The following is a 24,361-nucleotide window of genomic DNA, read 5'->3' as shown; positions in this document are numbered from 1 at the left end:
GGGCCGCGCCGCGGATGAGATTGCTCATGTCCGGTCTCCCGCGAGATTGGCGAGCACCGCGACGATCGTGCGCGCGGCGAGCTCGATCTTGAAGCCGTTGTCGCGCAAGGGCCGCGCGTCGCGCAGCTCGGCTTCGGCGGCTCTTCTGAAACTTTCGACCGTCGCGCCTTGCCCGCGCAGCGCCGCTTCCGCCGCATGCGCCCGCCAGGGCTTCGGCCCGACGCCGCCGAGCGCCAGCCGGACGTCCCGCACCGTGCCGTCCTCGGCGAGGTCGAGCGCCGCCGCGACGGAGACGAGCGCGAAGGCATAGGAGGCCCGGTCGCGCACCTTGCGATAGGCCGAGCGGGCGGCGAAGGCGAGCGGCGGCACTTCCACCGCCGTGATCAGCTCGCCCGGCCGCAGTTCGGTTTCGAGATCCGGCCGCTCGCCCGGCAGGCGGTGGAGTTCGGCGAGCGGCAGGCGCCGCGCGCCGTCCGGGCCGTCGAGATGGACGAGCGCGTCGAGCGCGACCAGCGCCACGCACATGTCCGACGGATGCGTCGCGACGCAGCTTTCCGACGCGCCGAGGATCGCGTGGATGCGGTTGAACCCGTCCCGCGCGTCGCAGCCCGCGCCGGGCGCGCGCTTGTTGCAGCGCGCGGCCTCGTCGTAGAAATAGGTGCAGCGCGTACGCTGCAGGAGATTGCCGCCGACCGTCGCCATGTTGCGGATCTGGCCGCTGGCGCCGGCGAGGATGGCGCGGGCGAGGAGGGGAAAGCGCTCGCGCACCGCTCGGTCCTCGGCAAGGGCGGTGTTGGTCGCCGCCGCGCCGATCACGAGGCCGCCATCCGGCGCCGCCTCGATCGCGGCCGCGAGGCCGGTGACGTCCACCAGTGCCGGCGGGCGTTCGACGCCCTCGCGCATCAGGTCGACGAGATTGGTGCCGCCGCCGAGATATTTCGCGCCGATCGTCGCGGCCGCCAGCCGGATTGCCTCCGGCGCGTCGCCGGCCCTCTGGAAGCTGAAGGGGGTCATGCCGCCTGGTCCTCCCGCACCGCATCCGCCTCTTCGAGGCTGGCGGCGACCGCGTCGACGATGCCGTTATAGGCGCCGCAGCGGCAGAGATTGCCGCTCATCCGTTCGGCGATCTCGCCGCGATCGAGCGCGACGCTCGTGGCGGCGAGATCGGCGGTGACATGGCTCGGCAGGCCGCGCGAGGCCTCGCGCGCCATGCCGATGGCGGACATCAGCTGGCCGGGCGTGCAATAGCCGCATTGGAAGCCGTCATGCTCGATGAAGGCGCGTTGCAGCGGATGCAGTTCGCCCGCCGTCGCCAGCCCTTCGACCGTCGTGACCGCCCGTCCGTCATATTGGATCGCGAGCCCCAGGCAGGAGACGATGCGCTCGCCGTCGACCAGCACGGTGCAGGCGCCGCAGGCGCCCTGGTTGCAGCCCTTCTTGGTGCCGGAAAGGCCGAGATGATCGCGCAGGAGATCGAGCAGCGATATTCGGGGATCGGCCGGGACGGGCACCTCGCGGCCGTTGATCGTGATGGTCATGGAACCTCCAGATCTGGACCGGTTCCAAGCTAGGGCAGGGCATGGGAGACGGAAGGCTTCGCTGCGGCATTGCGACCAATTGTTCCGTCCGTGCCGCCGGCTCGACAAATAAAGTCCGCAGTCTCGCGCTCCGGTTGGATAGCAATCGGCAAGCACAGTCTTCCGGGCCAACTGTTTCGCCGGCTACGAAGACACGCCCTGATCTCGCTCGCCCTGCGGGAGGGGCGCATGGCGCCGAATCGTCGTTCTTATGCTAGGGATGCGGACACTACGGGGAGTCATGCGATCGCCCGGTGGCGCGGCCTGGCGCTTCCGGTCGAGACTCGCTTCGGATGCGGGGGTGTTCGAACATGGATGCATCGCGCCGCCGTCTGGCCGCGATCCTGTCGATGGATGTGGAAGGGTTCTCGACCCTCGTCGAGGCCGACGAGGCCGGGACGCTCGAAGCCGTCGGCCGCATGCAGCGCGACCGGGTGCTTCTCACCATCGGCGATTTCGGCGGCCATGTGTTCAAGAATACCGGCGACGGCTGCCTCGCCGAATTCACGAGCGCGGTGAACGCCGTCGCCTGGGCCTCGGCCTTCCAGCGGGCGATGAACGGCGAGGACGGGCAGGAGGGCGTGCGCCTGCGCGTCAGGATCGGCATTGTGGTCGGCGATGTCGTGGTGATCGGCGACGACCGGTTCGGCGAGGGTGTCAATCTGGCGGCCCGCGTCCAGACCGTCGCGCCGCCCGGCGGCATGGCGATCTCGCGCGGCGTCTTCGAATATCTCGCCGGCAAGACCGACATCTATTTCACCGATATCGGCGAGCAGGCGCTGAAGGGGCTGACCGAGCGCCATCGCATCTGGATCTGGGACCCGAAGCTCGTCGGCGTGCGCCGGCGCCGCCGCGTCGCGGTGCCCGATCCCGCCACGCAGCCCTCGATCGTCGTTCTGCCCTTCGACAATCTCGGCGGCGGGGAGGGGCGCGACGGCTTCGTCGATGGCATGGTGGAGGAAATCACCGCCAGCCTGTCGCAGGTGCGCGAGTTCCTGGTGATCGCCCGCCATTCGGCCTATGCCTACAAGGGCCGTTCGGTGGATGTGCGCACCATCGCCGCCGAACTCGGCGTGCGCTATCTTCTCGAAGGCAGCCTGCGCTTTTCCGGCGAGCGGATGCGCGTGTCGCTGCGCCTCGTCGACGGCGGCTCGGGCGCGCAGATCTGGAGCGACCGGCTCGACGCCCAGACCGACGACATGTTCGAGGCGCAGGACCGGATCGCCGAGATGGTGTCCGGCGCGCTGCACCCGACCATCCGGCAGGCGGAGATCGAGCGCTCGCGCCGCAAGGCGCCGCAAAATCTCGCCGCCTACGATCTGGTGATGCGAGCGCTGCCGCATCTCTGGGCGCATCGGCGCGAGGACAATCCGCAGGCGATCGCGCTCCTCGACGAGGCGCTGGCGCTGGAGCCCAGCAACGGCCGGGCGGCGGCGGTCGGCTCCTGGGCGCGCGCCCAGCAGATCGCCTATAACTGGTCGCCGGACCTCGCCGCCGAGCGGGCCGCCGGCCGCATCCTGATCGAGCGGGCGAGCGGCGCGGTGGACGACGATCCCCTGGCGCTGACGGCGCTGGCGACCGCCATCATGCTGATCGACGGCCAGATCGACCGGGCCGATGCCCTGATCGACCGCGCCGTCGCCATCGACGTCAATCACGCCTGGGCCTGGACGCGGCGCGGCTTCTCGCGGGTCTATCGCGGCCGGCCGGAAGAGGCCTTCGCCTGTTTCGAGCGGGCGAACCGGCTGTCGCCGCGCGATCCCTTCAGCTTCAACTCCTTCATCGGCATGGGCCTTGCCCATTTCGCCTCCGGCCGCCCGCGCGAGGCGCTGGTCTGGACGCGCCGGGCGCTGGCCGAGAAGCCGGGCATGAGCTGGCCCTATCGCGACGTCGCCACCTTCGCCGCCGCCGCCGGCGAGATGGAGACCGCGCGCGACGCGCTGAACCGCTTCCTCGTCGGCCGCCCGGAAATGACCGCGAATTTCGCCCGCGACGCCATGTCCTTCATGAACCCCGCCCTCCTCGCCCGCTATGTCGACGGCCTCGTGGCGGCGGGACTGATCGACGATCGTGTCGAGGGCGTGCGGGCCGCGAGGGCCTGAGGGAAACAGCGAGGAGGGGACAAGGCTCGATGTAAGCGAAGCCGAACTGATCATCCGATCATGGCGGCTCCGAATGGCTATGCAGCTTCGGCTGGCTCCAGCGCGGCCTATGCGCGCCGATCGTTCCGTACGGGATTTTCGCACAGCATAAGCTGTTGGCGGGATTGCCATTTGCAGCCTGTGCAAAATTCCTGATTTATGCACCACTATAAGGCGAACGCTCGAAGCAAGCTTTATGAGCGAGGATGATCGGACAAAGGTGAGAGGTTGGCAATGTCGGGATCAACAGGCGGAATTGGATCAAAGACGCCGGCAATTCCGCCGGGTTTCACCCCACGATCAAGGATAGCTGGTGTTCTACCAGAAAAGGGCTTGCGAATTCCTGTCGATGCGACGAAGCAGGTCAAGGCAGTTGCTGTTAGCTCCACCCTTTCAAAGCTGACAAACGAAGTGCTCGCCGCTGTCGATCGAGCGGTTGCAGGAACAACGATTGAGCCGATTGCTATGCAGCGTGTGCGAGGCGAGGAGCGTTTGAGAGCTTTTCAGGAAGCAACGAACCTCACTATTGATGAAAAATCGGCCGCCGTCGATCGCATCAATAAGGAGAATTCTGACCTCGATACCAAGCTTGCCTCATTCAAGGGAACGCAAGCTTATAACCTGTTTATTTCGGAATTTGGAAAGTACGGCTTGAAATAGTGTCGTTCCATAATGGCCGTTATGCTAGCTGCGCCCCAAAGTGAATGGGAGAGATGTTATATGCCAGCAGCGCCGCTTCGTAGCCGAGATCTCTAAACCGGCCAAGCGATTGTCGGGCGCCGGTGCCTCAGGCTTCATTGTAAACGACCCCGGGGCGGCATCTACCGCCCCGGCGCCGGGTCGGCGATGTCGACATTCTCGACGATGTGGTAGCCGAGCGGGTCGATCTTGAAGCCGCGCACCTCGGCGCGGGTCGCGACCATGAAATTGGCATGGGCGATCGGCGCCCAGGGCACCGCGTCGTGGAAGATCTCCTGCGCCTTGCCGTAGAGTTCCTTGCGGCGCGCTATGTCGGAGGTCACCTTCGCCTCGGTGACGAGGTCGTTATAGGCCTTATCGCACCAGCGGGCGATGTTGTTGCCGCCGATCCGCGCCGCCTGGCAGCCGAGCAGCGTGTGGAGGAAGTTGTCGGGATCGCCGATATCGGCCGTCCAGCCATAGAGCGCCATGTTGAACTCGCCGTTCTGCATGATGGCGCGATAGGCGTTCCATTCGGCCGTCTTCAGCTCCAGGCGGATGCCGAACTTCGCCAGATCCGCCTGGATCATCTCGGCGACGCGCCGGCCGTTCGGATTGTAGGGCCGGTTGACCGGCGGATACCAGAGATCGACGGCAAGGCCCCCGGTCAGTCCCGCCTCTTCCAGAAGGCGCCGCGCCTCGGCCGGATCATAGGGGAAGGGCGGCACGTCGGGATTGTAGGCCCAGAGCGTCGGCGGCACCGGATTGGTCGCCGCGACACCGGTCGAGCCGTAGACGCCGGCGATGATCGAGGCCTTGTCGATCGCCAGATTGATGGCGCGGCGCACCCGCACGTCGTCGAAGGGCGCGCGCGCGGTGTTCATCGCCAGATAGCCGATGTTCAGCCCCTCGGCGGAATAGAGCTTCAGTTCGGGATCGGCGCGCACCTCCTCGGCATTTTCCGGCGTCGGAAAGGCCGAGATATGGCACTCGCCCGCCTTCAGCTTGGCGAGACGGGCGGCCGGCGGCGGCGTGATCGAGAAGACCAGCGTGTCCACCGACTGGCGTCCCCGCCAATAGTCGGGAAAGGCGCGGTAGCGCAGCGCCACGTCCTTGCGGAAGCTCGCGAGGGTGAAGGGGCCGGTGCCGATCGGCAGCGTGTCGAGAAGGTCCTTCTTGCCGGCCTTCAGCAGCGTGTCGGCATATTCGGCCGAAAGGATCGCGTTGAAGGGCATGGCGAGATCGGCGAGGAAGGGCGCCTCGGCCCGCGTCAGCCGGATATGCACGGTGTGCTCGTCCAGGGCTTCGATCGATTCCAGGAGATCGGCCATGCCCATGTCCTGGAAATAGTCGAAGCCGCCGCCGGCGGTCGCGTGGAAGGGGTGGTCCGCCTTCCATTGCCGCATCAGCGAAAAGATCACGTCGTCGGCGTTGAAGGTCCGCGACGGCGTGAAGACGGCGTTGGAATGGAAGTGGACGCCCTGGCGCAGCTTGAAGACATAGTCGCGGCCATCCGGCGAGATCGTCCAGGATTCGGCGAGCGAGGGGCGGATATTCGTCGTGCCGATCTCGTATTCCACGAGATTGTTGAAGATCGGATGGGCCGCGTCCATCGCGGTGCCGGTCACGGCGAGCTGCGGGTTCAGCGTCTCGGGATTGCCCTCGGAACAGAAGACGAGCGTCTTCGCCGCCGCCGGGGCGGCGAGGGCGCCGCAGAGAAGGGCCGCGAGGAGGACGCGCGCCATCCTTCCCCTTCTGCAGGTTTCGGCTCGTCCCGCCCCGTCATGCCGGATCATTGTCGCCCCTCCGTCCCGACGTCATTCTGCCTCGGATCGGCCGGCTCGATCAACTCGCCTCCAGCGGAAGGAGAATCGCGCCGCATCCTCGCCCGGAACGGCACCTGACGCAGCGCTCGGCGCCCTGCCGCTGCGGCGAGGCACGGGTATTCGCGGCTCGTGCCAAGCATCGGGCGCGGGATCGTCCGCCCACGACAGAGGTTGTGCGACGTTAAGTCGAATGAATTCCTATGGTTGGCCGCCAAAATTCTGGATCGGCCGGAAGGGGCGTGGCATAAACCGGGCGGGGTCGCAGGCGGCAAGGCTGAAGGAGCCCGAAGGGGAGGGAGAGGCTTCGCCATGTCGAGCGACTTTCTGGTCTTTGCCGATCGCGACGAGCCGGAGGCCTCGGCCGCGAGCGGGCTGCCGCCCTGGAAGGTCGCCGTGGTCGACGACGACGCGGCGGTGCATGAGAGCACGGCCTTCGCCCTCAAGAACTTCGCCCTGAACGGTCGCCGCATCGAACTCGCCGGAGCCTTCTCGGGGACCGAGGGCCTGGCGCTGTTGCGCGATCGGCCGGACACGGCGATCGTGCTTCTCGATGTCGTGATGGAGAGCGACGATGCCGGGCTGAAGCTCGCGCGCCGGATCCGCCACGAGCTCGGCAACGCGCTGGTGCGCATCATCCTGCGCACCGGCCAGCCCGGCCAGGCACCGGAGCACCAGGTCGTCGTCGATTACGACATCAACGACTACAAGGCGAAGACCGAGCTGACGGCCGAACGGCTTTTCACGACGCTCACCTCCTCGCTGCGCAGCTACGAGCAGCTGAAGCGCCTCGACGACACGCGGCGCGGGCTGGAGCTGATCGTCGCGGCCTCCTCCGCCCTTTTCGACGGGCGCTCGCTGACGCGGCTGGCGGAGGGCGTCCTGGTGCAGCTGAACGCGCTCCTCGCCATCGACTGCGCCGGCATGCTGGTGCTGCGCGGGGCGAGCGACGTCCGCCACGCGGTGCTTGCCTCCAGCGGCAGCTTCACCGCCGCGCCCGGCGCCAAGCTCGATTTTGAGCGGCTCTTCGCCGCCTTTCCGCGAGGCGACACGGTGATCCGGCGCGAGGGCGGCCTGACCCATCTCTATGTGCGCACGCCGGAAGGGGCGCAGATCCTCGTCGTGCTCGATGCCGCCGCCGACCTCACCGAGGCGCAGGCCTCGCTGGTCGCGGTCTTCTCGGCCAAGCTCGCCATCGCCTTCGACAATGCGCGGCTGCACGAGGACCTGCAGGCGGCCAATGTCCTCCTGGAGGAGCGTGTCCGCCGGCGGACGGCGGCGCTCGCCGAGGCGAACGAGCGGCTGGAAGCGCAGAGCGGCCTCCTGCGGCGGGCCAATGCCTTCAAGAACGAGATGATGGGCATGGTCGCGCACGACCTGAAGAACCCGCTGACGGTGATCGCCGGCCGCGCCGAGCGGCTGGAGGAACTGGCGGCGGCCGGCGCGGCGGTGCCCGAGATCGCCCGGCAGGCGGGCCAGGCGCGCGCCACCGCCCAGCGCATGCTCGGCATCGTCGACGGCCTTCTCGCCGATGCCCTCGCCGATTCGCTGGAGATCGGCATCCATTGCCGCCGCGTCGATCTCGGCGAGATCGTCGCGGCGGAGGCGGCGGCGAATGCAGGCGCCGCCCGCGCCAAGTCGCAGACGATCGAGACGGCGATCGAAGCGCCGCTCGCCGCCTATTGCGACCCGGAGCGGATCGCCGAGGCCGTCGACAATCTCGTCTCCAACGCGGTGAAATACGCGCCGCTCGGCGGGCGCATCGCGGTGGGCGCGAGCCTTGCCGGCCATGCCGTGCGCATCACCGTCGCCGATAGCGGGCCGGGGCTGGCGGAGGAGGACGTGGCGCGGCTCTTCGGCCGCTTCCAACGCCTGTCGGCGCAGCCGACCGGCGGCGAATCCTCCACCGGGCTCGGCCTGTCGATCGTCCGGCGCATCGCCGATCTCCATGGCGGGCGGATCGAGGTCGAGCCGCGCGGACCCCTCGGCGGCGCGGCCTTCGTCCTGTCCATTCCCGTCGGCGCCCGGCCGGCGGCGTCATGAGCGGCGTGGCGCCACCCGCGCTCGCGAAGGCGGGGCCGGCGGGCGAACGGGCCGGGGGGCGGGGCCTCTTCGGGCGGCGCCTCCTGCCCTCCATCACGCAGCGCGTCTTTCTCGTCGGGGCGATCCCGATCCTCGCGGCCGTGCTCATCGGCCTCGCCTCGCTGTTCCTTCTCAATCGCGCCGACGACGCCCGGCGCGGCGCGCTGACGGTCGCGACGGAGTTCCGCCAGATCGTCACCGCCATCAACGAGCGCGACGCCTTCGTCCACGCGCCGGCGGCGGAGCGGCACCGGCATCGCAGCCAGTTCGTCGCCGCGCTCGACGTCGCCCTCGCCAATTCGCGGGAGCTGCTCGACCTCACCGACGTGCCGGAACATATCGACGCCATCCTGGAGAGCGAGGCCCTCCTGCAGCGCTTCCGCGCCGCGATGGGCGAGCTGGAGATCACCATCGAGCGCAACGACAAGCTGGTCGCGACGATGCGCGAGCATCTGGGCGGCCTCCTGGTGCTGACGGACGAGGCGCGCAAGCGCCAGCACGAGTCCAATGCCAATATCGTCGCGACCCTGCGGCGCAACGACGATGCGCTGCGCGGCGTGCAGGACCTCGTCCGGCGCGCGGAACTGGCGCGCGCCGCGATCTCCGACCGCCAGCTCGGCCTGTTGCAGACGCCGGACAGAACCCAGGACGAGATGGCCGCCGTGCGGATGGCCAATGCCGTCGCTGATCTTCGCGATGCGCTCGGCAAGGGCGAGACGCCGGCCCTGGCGGGCGAATTCGCGGCGGCCCTCAGCACCTACGAGGCGAGCCGCGACGCGGGCGCGCCGCTCGCCTGGCTCGACCAGCGGATCAAGATCGACGGCACCGCCGCGAGGGCGCTCCAGGAAAAGGTCGCCGAACTCCTCGCCTATACGGTCGAGGCGCATGAGACGGAACAGGCGACCCAGAACATCGCGGTCGAGACCATGCGGCTGACGGCGTGGACGGAGGAGGCGATCGCCGCCCGCGACATTCCCGGCATCGGCGCCGCGACCGCCGACAGCGGCACCCTCAGCGACCGGATCGCCACCCTGCCGATCTCGCCGCTGATCCAGACCGACATGCTCGACGCGCTCGACGTCTGGCGCGACAGTCTCGGCGAGACGAGCAAGGGCCTCGGCCAGCAGAACGACATCCTCGCCCGCATGACGGACACGGCCAATGCGCTGGTCTTCGAGATCGCCTATCTCAACGGCGAGCTCGCCCGCAACGCCGATCAGATCGGCGCGACGGCCCGGCGGATGCTCGGCTTCGGCGCGCTTCTCGGGCTCATCGCCGGCACGGTCTTCGCCTTTCTCGTCGCCCGCTCGATCACCACGCCGCTGAAGCATCTCGAACGCGACATGCTCGACCGCGCCTTCAATCCCGAGGCGGGGCCGGTCGTCGGCTCGGCCCGGTCGGACGAGATCGGCCATATGGCCGAGGCGACGAACCGCTTCCTCTTCGAGCTCAACAAGCGCGAGAGCGCGCTGCGGACCGAGAAGGAACGGACGGAGGAGGCGCTGCGCGAACTGAAGCGCACGCAGCGCGAGCTGATCCAGAGCGAGAAGCTCGCCTCGCTGGGCCAGCTCGTCGCCGGCGTCGCGCACGAGATCAACACGCCGCTCGGTATCGCGCTCACCACCGCCACCGTGATGCGCGACGAGCTGCGCGGCTTCGGCGCCGATATCGGCGGCGGGCGGGTCAGCCGCGCCGCCTTCGACCGCTTTCTCGAACGGCTTCAGGACGGCATCCGGCTGACGACCTCGAATCTGGAGCGCTCGGCGCAGCTCGTCGTCAGCTTCAAGCAGGTGGCGGCCGACCGGGCGAGCGGCGAGCGGCGCAGCTTCGACCTGAAGGGCTTTCTCGACGATCTCTTCATCAGCCTGCGCCCGCTCGGCAAGCGCTACGGCCACCGCATCCTCGTCGAGTGCGAGGCGGGGCTGATGATGGATTCCTATCCCGGCGCCCTCGCGCAGGTCCTCACCAATCTCGTCACCAATGCCTATGTCCATGCCTTCGCCTCGACCGAGGGCGGCACGATCCGCATCGACGTGGCGCGCCGCGACGGCGACCGCGTAGCGATCACCTTCGAGGACGACGGGCGCGGCATCGATCCGCAGCATCGGGCGCGGATCTTCGATCCCTTCTTCACGACGGGGCGGGCGCAGGGCTCGACCGGCCTCGGCCTCCATATCGTCTTCAGCCTCGTGACGGCGACGCTCGGCGGCACGATCGACGTCGAGAGCGCGCTCGGCCGGGGCACGCGCTTCGCGATCCTCCTGCCGCGCCACCGTCCACAGGCGGCGCGGGCGGGAAGCGGCGAGGCGCCGGCCGGCGACGCGGCCTGACGGGCGCCCGGCCTCAGTGCATCAGGCCTTCCGCGCCGGCGCGCGGCGCGGGGGCGGCGAGATGAAGCTCGCGCCAGCGGTTGGGGGTCAGCCCCTCCCAGTCGCGAAAGGCGCGATAGAAGGAACTGGTATCCTGGTAGCCGAGGAGGCAGGCCACCTCGTCGATCTCGGCCGCCGGATCGGCGAGAAGCTGACGGCCGAGTTCCCGGCGCGCGGCGGCGAGCAATTCGCGGAAGCTGCCGCCTTCCTCGGTGATGCGCCGTTGCAGCGTGCGCTCGCTCATGCCGAGCTCGCTCGCCACCTCGGTGAGATCCGGCCGGCCGCTCGCCAGCCGGCGCTTCAGCACGATCTTCACCTTCTCGGCCACCGAGCTCTGCGCCTTGAGTTCGCCGAGCGCGGCGGCGAGCGCCGGGGTCAGCATTTCCAGGAGATCGGGATTGTGGCCCGGAAAGGGGCGGTCGAGATCGGCGGAGGCGAGGACGAGGGCGTTGCGCGCCGCCCTGTAGCGGATCGGGCCGCCGAAATAGGCCTCGGCGCCGTCATGGCCGGGCTTCGGCCGCCGGAGTTCCACCCGCTTGGGGACGAGCGGCTGGCCGGTGCCCCGGCGGCCGAGTTCGACCAGCGTCGCGAAGGTGACATCGGTCACGACGTCCGGCTCCGGCTCGGCGGCATGGAGCCATTGCGACGTGACCACGCATTCGCCGCCCGCCTCGGCGACATGCAGCTCTTCCGGCGTGCAGAGCCGCTTGAAGCGCGCCATCCGGGCGAGGCCGTCGCGATAGTCGCGGGCATGGAAGGCGGCGAGGCTCGAGGGCGGGTGGCCCGCCGTCTCCGCCTCGACGACGAGGCGCAGACCGAGGCCGGGTTCGGGCCGCAGCGCCTCCAGCGCCTTCCACAGGGCGAAGAACTGCGCCGTGGTGACGAAGGCCGGCCCGCCGAGATGCAGCGTGCCCGGCAGGCGCGCCTGGCGCAGGAGGGCGGCGGGCGGCAGGTCGAGCCGGGCGACCGCCGCCCAGAAGGCCTGCGGGATCCGGCAGCGGTCGGCGGGAAGGGCGCTCATCGTCTCGCTCCGTCGAAGGGAAGAAGGCGGATCGGCGGGAGCCGTCCCTAGCGCATCTGGCTCATAATGATGCGATCGAACATCCGGTCGCCGAGCCAGGCGCGCATCGCGATCATCGGCTTGGCATATTTGCCGGCGACGTAGCGCGTCCGCGGCCGCCGGGCCGCGACGGCCCGCGCCACGACATCGGCGATCAAGGTCGGATCGCTGCCCCGGCCCTGGCCATAGGCCTGCCGGGTCGAGGTCGCGACGCCCTGGCGCATCTTCGCATAGGCGGTGCCGCCCTGGCGCTTCAGGAGGTTGGCGGCGAGGACGTCGCCGAAATCCGTCTCGATCAGGCCCGGCTCGACCACCACGACGCGGATGCCGAAGGGGGCGAGTTCGAGGCGCAGGCTGTCCGACCAGCCCTCCAGCGCGTGCTTGCTCGCATGATACCAGGCGCCGAGCAGCGTGTAGATCTTGCCGCCCATCGAGGTGATGTTGACGATGGTGCCGCCGCGCCGCTCGCGCATTGCCGGCAGAAGAAGCTGCGTCAGCCGGGCCGGGCCGAAGAGATTGACCTCGAACTGGTAGCGCGCCTCGTCCATCCCGATCTCCTCGACCGGCCCGTAGAGGCCGAAGCCGGCATTGTTGACGAGGACGTCGACGCCGCCCGTCTCCGCCAGGATCTGGCCGGCGGCCGCGACGATATCCTCCTCGCGGGAGATGTCCATGCGCAGGGGCACCGCGCCGAGCCGCGCGAGATCCGCCATCTTCTCGGTCTGGCGCGCCGCGACATAGACGCGGAACCCGGCGTCGAGAAGCCGCTTGGCGATCGCCTTGCCCATGCCGGAGGAGGCGCCCGTCACCAGGGCCGTCTTCGTCTTGTTCTTCGTCATCGTGATCCGTTCCGTTCGGCTGTTGAGGCAGAACCTAGACGGCACGGGGCGCCATGGCATTCGCCGAAGACGCCAGGGCGATGACGGATCGCGCCAATCCGCCTGTCGTCGTCTGCGGGCCCGGCGATGACGAAGGTCGTCCGGGAAGGATCAGATCACCAGCTTCAGCCGGTCGGAGACGACGAGGCCGGCGGCGCCGCGCAGCGCCGTGCGGCCCTCGCCATTGCCGCTGACGGCGATGACGATCTCCTGGTTCGGGCGCATCAGGACGAAGCGCTCGACATGCTCGCCGATCCGCCGGGCGAGCGGCGGCCCGCCCATCGCCGCGTCGCCATGGAGGATGTAGTAGTTCAGCGACAGCGTCTGCTGGAGATTGGCGATGCCGATCGCGATGTTGCGGGCATAGAGGTCGAGAAGCCCGGCCGCCGTCGCCGAGCCGCCTTCGGCCTCGGCCACGAGCCGGGCGGCGTGGACGGTGTCGGGATCGGACAGGCCGCGCGCCGCCGCCTCGCGCCGCAGCCAGGACAGGGTCGCGACCGTCTCCCAGCAGCCGTGCTTGCCGCAATTGCAGGCCGCGCCGCCGAACTGGACGATCGTATGGCCGAGCTCGCCGCCGGAGCCCGCGAGGCCGCGATAGACCTTGCCGTCCATGTAGAAGGCGCCGCCCAGCACCTCGCCGGTATAGATCGCGGCGAAATTCTGCTGGCCCCGGCCCGGCCCGAACCAGCGGTCGCCGACGAGCAGCGCGCGGGGATGGTGGTCGATCACCACCGGCAGGCCGAAGCGCTCCTTCAGGATCGCGGCCAGCGGCAGGCCGTCGAGGATCGGCGCCAGCGCCACGGTGACGATCAGCCCCTTGTCGCTGTCGATCATGCCGCCGGCCGCGACGCCGATGCCGAAGGGCGTCCGCGCCGCGCCGCCGAGCGTTTCGGCCATCGTGTCGAAGAGCACGGCGCGGAAGGCGTCGAGATCGCCATGCGGATCGAAGCGGCCATGCGCCTGCGCCGTCACCTCGCCGGTCAGTGAGACGAGGGCGGTCTGGATCCGGCCCGGCAGCAGCAGGATCGCGCCGAGCATCGGCGCGTCCGGGTTGAAGACGAGCGGGCGCGCCGGCTTGCCGCCGAGTCCCGTCGAGCGCGGAGCCTCGCCCTCGATCAGCAGCCCTTCCTCGATCATCGGCTGCACGATACCCGTCACCGTCGTGCGGTTGACGCCGGCGAGACGCGCGAGATCGGCGCGGCTCGTCGGTCCGTTGTCGTAGAGCGCCTGGAGGACGCGGCCGCGATTGATCGACCCGATCACCGAGGGCGAGACGAGCACGACGCCGCCGGTTCCAGTCTCCTCCGGCGCGGCGAGGCGGAAGTTCACGGCGTCGTCGGCTTCGGCGAGCGGGGCGGGGCGCTGGATCACGGGTCTCTCTTTGCCGGCGAGGCCATGCGGAGCGGGGCGCCAGACCGATGGCGCGAAGGCGCGGTCCCCGGTTTGGACGCCGAAGGATGGCCTATCACAGGCACGGGTTGCGACGCTTCACGGACGGAAGGGCAGGCGGGAAGAAATGCGGCTTTTGCGATCACGGCTCGGTTGACGACGATCAATGTTCGTGCGAGCCTCGAACATACCACGGCGGCGATGGGAGCGCCAGCGTGGGAACAACCCGATTTCAAGCGCCGCCCGACCGGCTCGCGGAGCGAGCTGCCGCCCCGGCAGCGCAGTCCATGGAGAGCGAGATGACCGCCCATTCGATGTCGATGTCACGCCGCGCCCTTCTGAAAGGCGTCTCGGCCGCCGCCCTCCTGCCGGGCAGCCTCGGTCTTCTGTCGGGCGCCGCCCGCGCCCAGTCGAGCGACGCCAAGTCGGTGCGCGTCCTGTCCGTCGAGGACCCGTTCTTCTTCTCGATGAAGGCGCTTCTGCCCGATTTCGAGAAGGAGACCGGCATCAAGGTCGAACTCGAAAGCCTGTCCTACGACGCGCTTCAGGCCCGTCTCGTCTCCGCCTTCGTCGCCAAGACCTCCGATGCCGACGTCATCGCCGTCGACCAGATGTGGCTCGGCCAATATCTCGACAATGGCTGGATCGTCCCCCTCAACGACTTCGTCGCCAAGGACAAGGACATCGATCTCGCCGACTTCATTCCGGAAGTGCTCTATTCCTCCAACATCTGGCGCGGCCAGCTCGGCACGCTGCCCGTCGCGGCCTATGCCCAGGGCGTGATGTACCGCAAGGACATGTTCGAGGAGTTCGGCATCGCCGCCCCGCCGAGCGAGACCTCCGAGGCCTGGACCTGGAAGACCTATGTCGAGACGCTGAAGAAGCTGGAGGGCAAGAGCTTCGGCGGCGCCCCGGTCTTCCCGACCGTCGTCTGCGGCTCGCAGCCCTCGCCGATCGTCCACATGTTCACGCAGCTCTCGTCGAGCCACGGCGCCTCCTGGTTCAAGTCCTTCCCGAAATCGCCCTGGGACTTCGAGCCGGTGCTCTCCGGTCCGGCCTGGGAACAGTCGATCGAGCTTTATCGCCAGCTCTACAAGCTCTCGCCGCCCGAATCGATCAACTATGTCTGGTTCGACGCCGGCACGCGCTTCGCCAAGGGCGATATCGGCATGTTCTACTGGTGGACGCCCTATTTCTACCTCGTGAAGAATTCCGGCTACATGACGGGCAAGAAGTCCGACGTCATGGAGAAATACGCCACCGCCGCGCTCCCGAAGGCGGAAGGCGTGCCGCAGACGGTCAGCCTCGGCGGCTGGAGCCTCGGCGTGCCGTCGAGTTCGTCCAAGCAGGAGGCGGGCTACGCCTTCATCAAATGGGCCACCTCCAAGGCGACCCAGAAGAAGATGGCCGAATGGCCGGACCTCAACTACCAGTTCTCGGACTTCGCCCGCGCCTCGCTCTATCAGGACGCGGACCTGAAGAAGCTCTATCCCTATCTCGACGTCCAGCTGAACATGATGAAGCAGGGCAACGGCAAGGTCACGCGCCCGCCGGTGCCGGGCTATACGGCGCTCGAAAGCGTGCTCGGCCTGACGCTGAACCAGCTTCTCACCGGCGCCGAGCCGGCGGCGCCGGCGCTGGAGCGCACCAACGCGCTCTTCGCCAGCATCCTGAAGGGGAATCTGATGATCCCCTACCAGAAGGAGAGCTTCGACGACACGCCGGAGGCGACGAAGGCCCTCGTCGCCAAGCTCGGCGGCTGACCCTTGCCGCGTCCCGGCGCCGCGACCGCGCGGCGCCGGATGCCCGACCGCCGATCCCGCCGAAAGGCCGTTCATGACCACGACTATCGCTGAGACGGGCTTCGCGCCGGCGCGGGCGCGCCGCAGGAGCCGCTTCAGGCAGATCCTGCCCTATCTCCTCATCGCGCCCTCGGTGATCATGCTTCTCGGGCTGATCGCCTATCCGCTGCTCTTCGCGCTGCGCTCCAGCTTCTATTTCTGGAACCTGCAGATCGGCGCCGAGCCGCTCGCCTTCGTCGGGATCGACAATTACCGTCAGGCGCTCACCGCCTTCGACTTCCGCGCCGCGCTCCTCAACACGCTGGTGCTGTCCTTTCTCGGCACGGCGATCGAATTCGCGGCGGGCCTCGGCATCGCGCTCGTGCTTCTGCGGGCGCTGCCCGGCATGAATGTCGTGCGGGCCCTCCTGATCCTGCCGACGACCATCGCGCCGATCGTGGTGGGCTTCCTGTTCCGCTATCTCTACGACCCGAGCGCCGGCCTTCTGACCTACATCCTGCGCTCGCTCGCCCTGCCGGTGCCGGCGGAAGGGCTGCTCGGCTCGCCCGTCACCGCGCTCGGCGCCGTGCTCTTCGCCGATGTCTGGCAATGGACGCCCTTCTTCGCCATCGTCCTCTATGCGAGCCTCCTCGCCGTGCCGGACGAGATCGTGGAGGCCGCCCGGCTCGACCGCGCCTCGGCCTGGACGATCCTCACGCGCATCAAGCTGCCGCTGATCCGGCGCACGGCGGTCATCATCGTCATGCTGCGCTTCATGCAGCTCTTCAACACCTTCGACACGGTGCTGGTGCTGACGCGCGGCGGGCCGGGCACCTCGTCCCGCACGCTCGGCTACTCGCTCTACGAACAGGGCCTCGTGAACTTCAATATCGGCCTCGTCAGCGCGATGACCTGGATCGTGGTGCTGATCGTCAACGCGATCGTCGCCCTCTACGTCTTCTTCGCCTTTCGCAAGGAGGAATGGTGATGGGCCGGCGGCCGTCCACCCTTTCGACGCTCCTCGTCTATCTGGCGGGCCTTCTCTTCCTCGCGATCTTCGTCGGGCCGATCCTCTGGTTCGTGGCGCTGGCGATCCGGCCGCCGGAGACCGCCTTCGCGGTGCCGCCGCAATTCACCTTCCAGCCGACGCTCGACGCCTTCCGGCACATCCTGGTCGATCCGGGCACCAACGCGCCGCAGCTCGTCAACAGCCTCGTCGTCGCGATCGGCGCGGTGCTCCTCAACCTGCCCTTCTCGGTGCCGGCCGCCTATGCGCTGTCGCGCTTCCGCCTGCGCGGCAAGAAGAACATCATGCTCTGGTATCTGGGGCTCCTGATGGCGCCGCCGATCGCCTTCCTCATCCCCTATTTCATCCTGATGACGCGGATCGGCCTCGCCGGCTCCTATCTCTCGATGATCCTCGTCCTCCAGACGCTGACCATTCCCTTCTCGGTCTGGCTGATGAAGAGCTTCATCGACGAGGTGCCGGCGGAGCTGGAGGAGGCGGCCCGCGTCGACGGGGCGCGCTGGTACACGGTGATGTGGAAGATCACCCTGCCGATCGTGCGGCCCGGCCTCATCGTCACCTCGATGTTCGCCTTCGTCTTCGCCTGGAACAACGCCGCCTTTCCGCTGGTGCTCTCGTCGCGCTCCACCGCGACGCTGCCGATCGGCACGCTCGGCTATTTCGCGACGAGCGGCGTCACCTGGAACTATATCGCGGCCGCCGCCGTGATCGCGATGATCCCGCCGATGATCATCTTCCTCGTCTTCGACCGCTACGTGGTGCGCGGCCTGACCTTCGGCTCGGTGAAGGGCTGATCCCGCGCGGGCGGGCGGCCCTTCGACCGGCGGCCGGCCCCGCGCAAGACTTCTGACTGGAGTGAGACCTGACATGAGCAAGCTGAGGATGGGCGTCGTCGGCGCCGGCCTGTGGGGCGCCAATCACGCCCATGCGTTCAACACGCTGCCCGAGACCGAGCTCGTCGCCGTCTGCGACGTCGACGAGACCCGCGCCGCGAAGATGCGCGAGGCGACCGGCGCCGCCGTGGCGCTGACGGATTACCGGGCGCTGATCGCTCGCGACGACATCGACGCGATCTCCGTCGCGACGCCCGACTTCACCCATTCGCCGATCATCCTGGCGGCGCTGAAGGCGGACAAGCACGTCCTCAGCGAGAAGCCGCTCGCCACGACGGTGGCCGAGGCCGAGGAGATCGCCGCCGCCGCCCGCGCCTCCAAGGGCAAGCTGATGGTCGACTTCCACAACCGCGTGAACCCGGTGATGGCCGGCCTGAAGGCCATGGTCGAGGAGGGCCAGATCGGCCTGCCGCGCCACGGCATGGCGCGCCTGTCCAACACGCAGTTCGTGCCCTTCGACATGCTGAGCTGGGCGGCGAAATCCTCCGCCCTCTGGTTCCTCGGCAGCCATCTCGTGGACATCCTGCGCTTCGTCCTCGCCGACGAGGTGGTGCGCGTCTATGCCGTGACGCGAAAGGGGCTGCTCGCCGCCGGCGGCGTCGACACCGCCGACGTCCATCAGTCGATCCTCGAATTCTCCAAGGGCACGATCGTCACCATGGAGAATTCCTGGATCCTCTCGCGCGACAATCCCTCGCTGGTCGACTTCAAGCTGGAGCTCGTCGGCGACAAGGGCCAGGTCCAGGCCGACCCGACCCACAATGGCGGCCTGCGCCGCGTCGGGGAGGGGGGGCTGCGCTATGCCGACTATATCGGCGTGGTGCCGACCGGCTCGACGCGCATCGGCGGCTTCGTCTTCGAATCCATCGCGCGCTTCGTCGATTCGGTGGTGCGCGGCGATCCGCTGCTCGCCGATGCCGAGGACGGGCTGGCGAACACCCGCATCCTCGCCGCGATCGAGACCTCGGCCGCCTCCGGTCGCGCCGTCGATCTTTCCTGACCCTTCGCAGCGGGCCGCGGCCCGGCGGCGGCCCGCCTTTTTCGGATCGAGACCCTTCCATGGCATCCCTGACCTTCGACGGCGTCGGCAAGACCTTTGGCGAGAACGTCGTCGCCATCGCCAATGTCAGCTTCAAGATCGATGACGGCGAGTTCGTCGTGCTCGTCGGCCCGTCGGGCTGCGGCAAGTCCACGCTGCTGCGCATCGCGGCGGGGCTGGAGGAACTGAGCGGCGGCCGCCTCCTGATGGACGAGGCGGATGTCACGGCGCGCGGTCCGGAGGACCGGGACATCGCCATGGTGTTCCAGAACTACGCGCTCTATCCGCATATGAGCGTCTACGAGAACATGGCCTTCGGCCTGCGCCAGCGGAAGATGCCGAAGGCCGAGATCGACCGCCTGGTGCGCGAGGCGGCCGAGATGCTGGATCTTTCCCGCTATCTCGACCGCAAGCCCGGCGCCCTGTCCGGCGGCCAGCGCCAGCGCGTCGCGATGGGCCGGGCCATCGTGCGCCATCCGGCCTGCTTCCTGATGGACGAGCCCCTGTCCAATCTCGACGCCAAGCTGCGCGTCCAGATGCGCAGCGAATTGAAGCTCCTCAACCAGCGGCTCGGCGTGACGACGCTCTACGTCACCCATGACCAGGTGGAGGCGATGACCATGGGCGACCGCGTCGCCGTGCTCCAGCCGATCGGCCATGCCGGCGAGAGCAATCTCCAGCAGATCGACACGCCGCAGGTGCTCTACGACCGGCCGGCGACCATGTTCGTCGCGGGCTTCATCGGCTCGCCGGCGATGAACTTCCTGCGCGCCGAGCTCCGGCGCGACGGCGAGGCGCTGGAAGCCTCGGTCGCCGGCACCGGCCAGCGCTTCCGCGTTCCCGCCACACCGGCGCTCGCCGCCTATGCCGGCCGCGCGGTCGTCGTCGGCATCCGGCCGGAAGCCTTCGAGGTGACGGCGCCGGAAGAGGCGGTGTTCCACGAGCCGATCCCGGTCGCCGAGGCGCTCGGCGCCGATACCTTCGTCTTCTTCGACATCGACAGCCCGCCGGTCGGCATCGCCGATATCGGCGAGGAGGCGAATCTCACCGCCAAGGGGCGCAGCCGCCTCGTCGCCCGCATTCCGCCGGCCCGGACACCGCGCGCGAACGAACGCCTGCCGCTGCGCATCGATCTCGCGAGGCTCCATTGGTTCGATCCGGCGAGCGGCCTCGCCATCCGCGACTGATGCCGGCCCGACCATTCCGGATGTCCGCCATGCCCTTCGACGCCAATCCCTTTCCCCTCGAGGATGCCGACCGGCACGCGATCTGGGAGATGCTGGTCCGCCAGGATATCGACGGCTTCGTCGCGCGCGACTGGTCGATCTTCGCCAGCTGCTTCCGCGCCGACGGCTTTCTCGGCCTCGACGCCGCCGGCTCGCTCGATCCGCAGGACTGGACGCCGCGCTTTCCGACGGTCGCGGCCTATCGCGACGCCTGGCTGGCGGATGCCGGGCGCGCCGCCGCGACGCGCTATGCCGAGCCCTTGCGCGAGGCGCTCTTCCGCGCGACCAACATGCGGGACATCCGCCTCGCCGGCGCGGCCGCGACCGCCCGCAAGACCTTCGACGACACGATCGCGCTTGCCGATGGCGGGCGGCAGGTCCTCAACTGGCAGTCCGTCTTCTTCTGCGAGAAGGGCATGGAGGGCTGGAAGATCACCGGCTTCGTCGGCTTCCTGCCCTACGTCACATCGCGGGACGGCTGAGGGCGCCCGGCAGGCTGCCGGCGGAGCGCCGCCGCAGGGCCGTCGGGGCACGCATTCGAGCCGCCCCGTCAGGAGACGTGGATGAGCGGCGTGACCGCGCCCGATGCCAGATTCCGGCCTCGCGGCAGCTGCGTCCGCGCCATCTTCTCCCACCAGACCTCGATGGGATAGGGCCGGCCGAAGAGATAGCCTTGCATGTGCCGGCAGCCGATCCCGGCAAGGGCCCGCATCTGCTCCCGCGTCTCGACGCCCTCCGCGGTGACGGCGAGGTCGTAGGTCGAAGCCAGATTCATTACGGCCTGCGCGATTCCCAGCGAGCGCCGCGTGCTGTTGATGGTGCGGACGAAGCTCTTGTCGATCTTGAGCCGCGTCAAGGCCAGCCGCTGGACCAGCGACAGCGAAGAGTAGCGCGTGCCGAAATCGTCCAGCGCGACGCCGACGCCGAGGGCCCGGATCGCCTCGACGATCGCCGGCGCATGATCCTCGCTGGCGAGGTCCGCAGTTTCGGTCAGCTCGATCTCCAGGCGCGTGGCCGTGAGGCCTGAGATGCGGAGGGCGTCCTTCACCTCCTCGACGAGCCGCGCATTTCGCAGCTGGACCGCCGAGACATTGACGGCGACGATCGGATCGCCCGGCCAGCGTGCCATCTCCAGACAGGCGCGAAACAGGATGCGGCGCCCGAGTTCCGCCATGAGCCCCGTCCGCTCGGCGATCGGAATGAAGATCTCCGGCGAAACCGATCTTCCGGTTTGATCGCGCCAGCGCCTCGAAACCGACGAGATTATGATCGCGCGCATCGATCACCGGTTGATAGCTCAGGCTGAAATCATCGGCCTGAACCGCGTGGCAAAGTTTCAAGGCGAGGATTTCGCGTCCGGCATTCGTTCCCATAGCCCATTTCTCCCACGGCGCCGTCCCCGCCGCTTCAGGGGTCGTGCCGATCCCATGAAAATGTTAGCCAGAAAGCATCCTAAGGTAGAGCGCGCCCGAATCCCATACGACGCCCTTCGACATGCTTGACGCCCGCTGAACAAACGATCGAGAATTCGCGGCTTCGCATGGATGAACGGGCCCGGGGCGCATGATCGGCAGGAGACGCGAGCGTGCATTCCGATCTGATCCGATCCGATCCGATTCTCGCGCCAAGCGCCGATGGCGATCTGAAGCCGCCGCAGATCGAGCGGCGAGCCGATCGGGCCGTTCCACCATCCCCGCATCGAAGAGGAGGGCGCCCGCCACCGGCTTGCGAAGCCTGCCGAAGCGGACCGACACCGGCGCGGCCGACGCAAGACCCGAAACCGAAACGGTAAGAAGCAGCCCTGCCTCCAGTCGAACGAATCGAAGCGGAGGTACAGCGGAGGGTGTTTCGAGAAATCAGATGGCTGGGGGACCTGGATTCGAACCAAGACTAACGGAGTCAGAGTCCGCTGTTCTACCCTTAAACTATCCCCCAGCAGGGGCGGAGCGGCTGGAGCCGTCCGGTGCGGGCTCATATAGCCGCCTTGTTTCCGGATGAAAACCCCCTTCATGATCGAAATGTGAAACGGGCGTCGGCGCACCCGCGCAGGGCTTCGCTCCGGCCTCGCGGCGCGGGGCGGGGCGCCCGTCCCCTTGTGCTCGCCTCGCGTCTTGGTAAGCTCGCGGCAAATCAAAATCCGTGAACGCGCCGCCGTCGCCTTGTCGCGAACGGCAGCGGAAGAGGTCAATTGAGCATCGATGACGAAGATCCGAGACGCCGCTCCGCTCCGGACGTAACCCGCGAAAGGCAAGGCCCCGCCGAGAATCGGATGGACGAGGCCGGGCGCCCGGCGCCCGGCGAGACACGTCCGAACGCCAGGTCCGCCGCTCCCGCGCCCGAGGCCGGGACGGCGATGACGAAGCGTCAGCGGCGGCGTCGCCGCTCGTCCGGTGCCGCCTCCGCTCCCGCGATCCCGCCGGCGCCCGCGCCCGCTCCGGCCGGGCGGACGGGCGAGGCCGGACGGCGCAAGCACGGGCATCGCAAGCGCCATGCGCCGAAATATGCCGCCGCGTCGAAGGGCGCGGGCGGGCCGGCATCGCATGGCCCGGCGGCGAACGCGCGCGGGGCCGCGGCGGCGCGCCCCGCCCATGCCGGCGAGGCGCGCCTCGTCCGCGAGGACGAGCGGCCGCGCGCGCCGCCCGTCTATGCGGCGCTCGATCTAGGCACCAACAATTGCCGCCTCCTCGTCGCGACGCCGACGCGGCCCGGCCAGTTCCGGGTGGTCGACGCCTTCTCGCGCATCGTGCGGCTCGGCGAGGGGCTCGGCCGCACCGGCCGGCTCGCCACCGGCGCGATGGACCGCGCCGTCGCGGCGCTCGCCATCTGCGCCCAGAAGCTCGCCGCCCGCGAGGTCGTCGGGGCGCGCCTCATCGCGACGGAGGCCTGCCGCGCGGCGGCCAATGGCGAGGAGTTCATCGAGCGCGTCGAGCGGGAAACGGGCCTGCGCCTGGAGATCGTCAGCCGCGAGACGGAAGCGCGGCTCGCGGTGTCGGGCTGCGGCTCGCTGGTCGATCGCGGCGCGAAGGGCGTCGTCCTCTTCGATATCGGCGGCGGCTCGACCGAGATCGCGCTGCTCGATCTCCGGCACACCAACCCGCGCCGCCTGTCGAACGCCATCGTCGCCTGGACCTCGCTGCCGGTCGGCGTCGTGTCGCTCGCGGAGCGCTATGGCGGGCGCAACGTGCCGCCGGAGCAGTTCGAGGCGATGGTGGAGGACGTGCTCTACCGGATCGGCACCTTCGGCGGGCGCGACCGGCTGGACCGGCTCACCGGCACGCCGGCCTTCCATCTCCTCGGCACCTCCGGCACGGTGACGACGCTGGCCGGCGTCCATCTCGACCTGCAGCGCTACGACCGCCGGCAGGTCGACGGATTGTGGCTGAAGGATGCGGATGTGGAGCAACTGATCGGGCGCATCGCCGGCTGGAGCTTCGAGGAGCGGGTGGCCAATCCCTGCATCGGCAGCGACCGCGCCGATCTGGTGATCGCCGGCTGCGCCATTCTGGAAGCGATCCGCCGCGTCTGGCCGGCCTCGGCCCTGCGCGTCGCCGATCGCGGATTGCGCGAGGGACTGTTGACGGAAATGATGGCGGCGGACGGCGTCTGGCGGCGCGGGCCCGCCCGGCCGGCCCAGGCGGTCTACGCATGAGCGGCGGCCGGGGCGACGATCGCGGGCTCACCGTCCGCGTCAAGAAGAAGGGCAAGCTCAAGGCCTCGTCGCGGGCCTGGCTCGAACGCCAGCTCAACGATCCCTACGTGCGCCGGTCGAAGGCCGACGGCTATCGTTCGCGCGCGGCCTACAAGCTCCTGGAGATCGACGAGCGCTACAAGCTCCTGAAGCGCGGCCTGCGCGTCGTCGATCTCGGCGCGGCGCCGGGCGGCTGGACGCAGGTCGCGGTGGAGCGCTGCGGCGGCGCGCTGCCGGAGGGCGGCGTCCATGTGGTCGGCATCGACTATCTGGAGATGGACCCGATACCGGGTGCCGAGATCCTCCAGCTCGACTTTCTCGACGAATCGGCGCCGGACCGGCTGATCGCCTCGCTGGGCGCCGATCCCGATCTCGTGCTCTCGGACATGGCCGCGCCCACCACCGGCCACCGCCGCACCGATCACCTGCGCACCATGCATCTCTGCGAGGTCGCGGCCGATTTCGCCGTGAACGTCCTCCGGCCCGGCGGCCATTTCCTGGCGAAGACCTTCCAGGGCGGCACGGAGAACGAGCTTCTCGCCCATCTGAAGCGGCATTTCGCGACCGTCCACCATGTGAAGCCGCCGGCGAGCCGCGAGGATTCGGTCGAGCTCTATCTCCTCGCCAAGAACTTCAAGGGCCGGCGCGCCCGGCCCGAAGGACCGGCGGAGGGCGCGCCGGAGGACGGCGAGGCGGACGAGGGCTGAGGT

19 protein-coding genes and 1 tRNA gene are annotated in these 24,361 nt (G+C 68.9%); 12 read left to right on the top strand and 8 right to left on the bottom strand.

The features are described from left to right. Positions 1-24: 24 nt before the first annotated feature. Both IEY14_RS18840 and IEY14_RS18835 read right to left on the bottom strand, forming a co-directional pair. Positions 25-1,014, bottom strand: coding sequence for an FAD binding domain-containing protein (locus IEY14_RS18840; protein ID WP_188911275.1), 990 nt, complete (start codon positions 1,012-1,014; stop codon positions 25-27). Next, positions 1,011-1,538 (bottom strand): (2Fe-2S)-binding protein, encoded by a 528-nt coding sequence (locus tag IEY14_RS18835; RefSeq protein WP_188911273.1) that lies wholly within the window; start codon positions 1,536-1,538, stop codon positions 1,011-1,013. Before IEY14_RS18835 ends, IEY14_RS18840 begins: the two co-directional genes overlap by 4 nt. A gap of 350 nt (positions 1,539-1,888) precedes the next feature. On the opposite strand from IEY14_RS18835, the gene IEY14_RS18830 reads away from it, so the two are divergent. Both IEY14_RS18830 and IEY14_RS18825 read left to right on the top strand, forming a co-directional pair. After that, positions 1,889-3,679, top strand: a complete 1,791-nt coding sequence (locus IEY14_RS18830; RefSeq protein ID WP_188911271.1) for an adenylate/guanylate cyclase domain-containing protein — start codon at positions 1,889-1,891, stop codon at positions 3,677-3,679. Positions 3,680-3,952: 273 nt separating this feature from the next. Next, positions 3,953-4,378 carry a hypothetical protein gene (locus tag IEY14_RS18825; protein ID WP_188911269.1) on the top strand — a complete coding sequence of 142 codons (426 nt, stop codon included), beginning with the start codon at positions 3,953-3,955 and terminating at the stop codon, positions 4,376-4,378. 161 nt (positions 4,379-4,539) lie between these two features. Here the strand turns inward: IEY14_RS18825 and IEY14_RS18820 are convergent, their stop codons facing one another. Beyond that, positions 4,540-6,141: an ABC transporter substrate-binding protein gene (locus IEY14_RS18820; RefSeq protein ID WP_188911267.1), complete on the bottom strand. Its 1,602-nt coding sequence runs from the start codon at positions 6,139-6,141 to the stop codon at positions 4,540-4,542. 390 nt (positions 6,142-6,531) lie between these two features. Here IEY14_RS18820 and IEY14_RS18815 point away from each other — a divergent pair, with 390 nt between their 5' ends. Continuing rightward, entirely contained in the window at positions 6,532-8,262 is a 1,731-nt protein-coding gene (locus IEY14_RS18815) for a sensor histidine kinase (RefSeq protein WP_188911265.1), read from the top strand. Continuing rightward, positions 8,259-10,631 (top strand): sensor histidine kinase, encoded by a 2,373-nt coding sequence (locus IEY14_RS18810; RefSeq protein WP_188911263.1) that lies wholly within the window; start codon positions 8,259-8,261, stop codon positions 10,629-10,631. The genes IEY14_RS18815 and IEY14_RS18810 overlap by 4 nt, the downstream gene beginning before the upstream one ends. Before the next feature lie 13 nt (positions 10,632-10,644). Here the strand turns inward: IEY14_RS18810 and IEY14_RS18805 are convergent, their stop codons facing one another. The 3 genes from IEY14_RS18805 to IEY14_RS18795 all read right to left on the bottom strand — a co-directional run bounded on the left by IEY14_RS18805 (position 10,645) and on the right by IEY14_RS18795 (position 13,979). Continuing rightward, complete coding sequence (locus IEY14_RS18805) at positions 10,645-11,691, bottom strand: AraC family transcriptional regulator (protein WP_188911261.1); 1,047 nt, start codon at positions 11,689-11,691, stop codon at positions 10,645-10,647. A gap of 47 nt (positions 11,692-11,738) precedes the next feature. Next, entirely contained in the window at positions 11,739-12,569 is an 831-nt protein-coding gene (locus tag IEY14_RS18800; RefSeq protein WP_188911260.1) for an oxidoreductase, read from the bottom strand. A gap of 150 nt (positions 12,570-12,719) precedes the next feature. After that, positions 12,720-13,979 carry an ROK family transcriptional regulator gene (locus IEY14_RS18795; protein WP_188911258.1) on the bottom strand — a complete coding sequence of 420 codons (1,260 nt, stop codon included), beginning with the start codon at positions 13,977-13,979 and terminating at the stop codon, positions 12,720-12,722. A 317-nt stretch (positions 13,980-14,296) separates the two neighbouring features. Here IEY14_RS18795 and IEY14_RS18790 point away from each other — a divergent pair, with 317 nt between their 5' ends. From IEY14_RS18790 to IEY14_RS18765, 6 genes are all read left to right on the top strand, one after another. Continuing rightward, positions 14,297-15,760, top strand: coding sequence for an ABC transporter substrate-binding protein (locus tag IEY14_RS18790; protein ID WP_188911256.1), 1,464 nt, complete (start codon positions 14,297-14,299; stop codon positions 15,758-15,760). Positions 15,761-15,833: 73 nt separating this feature from the next. Further along, positions 15,834-16,766, top strand: coding sequence for a carbohydrate ABC transporter permease (locus IEY14_RS18785; protein ID WP_188911254.1), 933 nt, complete (start codon positions 15,834-15,836; stop codon positions 16,764-16,766). Beyond that, complete coding sequence (locus IEY14_RS18780) at positions 16,766-17,599, top strand: carbohydrate ABC transporter permease (RefSeq protein WP_188911252.1); 834 nt, start codon at positions 16,766-16,768, stop codon at positions 17,597-17,599. Before IEY14_RS18785 ends, IEY14_RS18780 begins: the two co-directional genes overlap by 1 nt. Positions 17,600-17,672: 73 nt before the next feature. Next, positions 17,673-18,698: a Gfo/Idh/MocA family protein gene (locus tag IEY14_RS18775; protein WP_188911250.1), complete on the top strand. Its 1,026-nt coding sequence runs from the start codon at positions 17,673-17,675 to the stop codon at positions 18,696-18,698. A gap of 59 nt (positions 18,699-18,757) precedes the next feature. Beyond that, positions 18,758-19,924: an ABC transporter ATP-binding protein gene (locus tag IEY14_RS18770; protein ID WP_188911249.1), complete on the top strand. Its 1,167-nt coding sequence runs from the start codon at positions 18,758-18,760 to the stop codon at positions 19,922-19,924. A gap of 29 nt (positions 19,925-19,953) precedes the next feature. Next, positions 19,954-20,445 carry a hypothetical protein gene (locus IEY14_RS18765; RefSeq protein WP_188911247.1) on the top strand — a complete coding sequence of 164 codons (492 nt, stop codon included), beginning with the start codon at positions 19,954-19,956 and terminating at the stop codon, positions 20,443-20,445. A 68-nt stretch (positions 20,446-20,513) separates the two neighbouring features. Here IEY14_RS18765 and IEY14_RS18760 read toward each other — a convergent pair whose 3' ends face one another. Beyond that, on the bottom strand, positions 20,514-21,242 hold the full coding sequence (locus tag IEY14_RS18760; RefSeq protein ID WP_188911246.1) for an EAL domain-containing protein: 729 nt from the start codon (positions 21,240-21,242) through the stop codon (positions 20,514-20,516). 582 nt (positions 21,243-21,824) lie between these two features. Continuing rightward, a tRNA-Gln gene (locus IEY14_RS18755) sits at positions 21,825-21,898 on the bottom strand. 418 nt (positions 21,899-22,316) lie between these two features. On the opposite strand from IEY14_RS18755, the gene IEY14_RS18750 reads away from it, so the two are divergent. Both IEY14_RS18750 and IEY14_RS18745 read left to right on the top strand, forming a co-directional pair. Next, positions 22,317-23,612, top strand: coding sequence for a Ppx/GppA phosphatase family protein (locus tag IEY14_RS18750; RefSeq protein WP_244639575.1), 1,296 nt, complete (start codon positions 22,317-22,319; stop codon positions 23,610-23,612). Beyond that, positions 23,609-24,358 (top strand): RlmE family RNA methyltransferase, encoded by a 750-nt coding sequence (locus IEY14_RS18745; protein WP_188911242.1) that lies wholly within the window; start codon positions 23,609-23,611, stop codon positions 24,356-24,358. Before IEY14_RS18750 ends, IEY14_RS18745 begins: the two co-directional genes overlap by 4 nt. The last annotated feature ends 3 nt before the right edge of the window (positions 24,359-24,361 follow it).

The organism is Aureimonas endophytica, from assembly GCF_014642635.1.
GTDB classification, from domain to species: domain Bacteria; phylum Pseudomonadota; class Alphaproteobacteria; order Rhizobiales; family Rhizobiaceae; genus Plantimonas; species Plantimonas endophytica.
Note: the sequence above shows the minus strand (reverse complement) of the source record. Positions and strands in the feature narration are given on the sequence as shown.

Excerpts from the sequence above, each read along its gene's own strand:
- IEY14_RS18840 (WP_188911275.1), bottom strand. The coding sequence starts at position 1,014 with ATGACCCCCTTCAGCTTCCAGAGGGCCGGCGACGCGCCGGAGGCAATC.
- IEY14_RS18835 (WP_188911273.1), bottom strand. The coding sequence starts at position 1,538 with ATGACCATCACGATCAACGGCCGCGAGGTGCCCGTCCCGGCCGATCCC.
- IEY14_RS18830 (WP_188911271.1), top strand. The coding sequence starts at position 1,889 with ATGGATGCATCGCGCCGCCGTCTGGCCGCGATCCTGTCGATGGATGTG.
- IEY14_RS18825 (WP_188911269.1), top strand. The coding sequence starts at position 3,953 with ATGTCGGGATCAACAGGCGGAATTGGATCAAAGACGCCGGCAATTCCG.
- IEY14_RS18820 (WP_188911267.1), bottom strand. The coding sequence starts at position 6,141 with ATGGCGCGCGTCCTCCTCGCGGCCCTTCTCTGCGGCGCCCTCGCCGCC.
- IEY14_RS18815 (WP_188911265.1), top strand. The coding sequence starts at position 6,532 with ATGTCGAGCGACTTTCTGGTCTTTGCCGATCGCGACGAGCCGGAGGCC.
- IEY14_RS18810 (WP_188911263.1), top strand. The coding sequence starts at position 8,259 with ATGAGCGGCGTGGCGCCACCCGCGCTCGCGAAGGCGGGGCCGGCGGGC.
- IEY14_RS18805 (WP_188911261.1), bottom strand. The coding sequence starts at position 11,691 with ATGAGCGCCCTTCCCGCCGACCGCTGCCGGATCCCGCAGGCCTTCTGG.
- IEY14_RS18800 (WP_188911260.1), bottom strand. The coding sequence starts at position 12,569 with ATGACGAAGAACAAGACGAAGACGGCCCTGGTGACGGGCGCCTCCTCC.
- IEY14_RS18790 (WP_188911256.1), top strand. The coding sequence starts at position 14,297 with ATGACCGCCCATTCGATGTCGATGTCACGCCGCGCCCTTCTGAAAGGC.
- IEY14_RS18785 (WP_188911254.1), top strand. The coding sequence starts at position 15,834 with ATGACCACGACTATCGCTGAGACGGGCTTCGCGCCGGCGCGGGCGCGC.
- IEY14_RS18780 (WP_188911252.1), top strand. The coding sequence starts at position 16,766 with ATGGGCCGGCGGCCGTCCACCCTTTCGACGCTCCTCGTCTATCTGGCG.
- IEY14_RS18775 (WP_188911250.1), top strand. The coding sequence starts at position 17,673 with ATGAGCAAGCTGAGGATGGGCGTCGTCGGCGCCGGCCTGTGGGGCGCC.
- IEY14_RS18770 (WP_188911249.1), top strand. The coding sequence starts at position 18,758 with ATGGCATCCCTGACCTTCGACGGCGTCGGCAAGACCTTTGGCGAGAAC.
- IEY14_RS18765 (WP_188911247.1), top strand. The coding sequence starts at position 19,954 with ATGCCCTTCGACGCCAATCCCTTTCCCCTCGAGGATGCCGACCGGCAC.
- IEY14_RS18760 (WP_188911246.1), bottom strand. The coding sequence starts at position 21,242 with ATGCGCGCGATCATAATCTCGTCGGTTTCGAGGCGCTGGCGCGATCAA.
- IEY14_RS18750 (WP_244639575.1), top strand. The coding sequence starts at position 22,317 with ATGACGAAGCGTCAGCGGCGGCGTCGCCGCTCGTCCGGTGCCGCCTCC.
- IEY14_RS18745 (WP_188911242.1), top strand. The coding sequence starts at position 23,609 with ATGAGCGGCGGCCGGGGCGACGATCGCGGGCTCACCGTCCGCGTCAAG.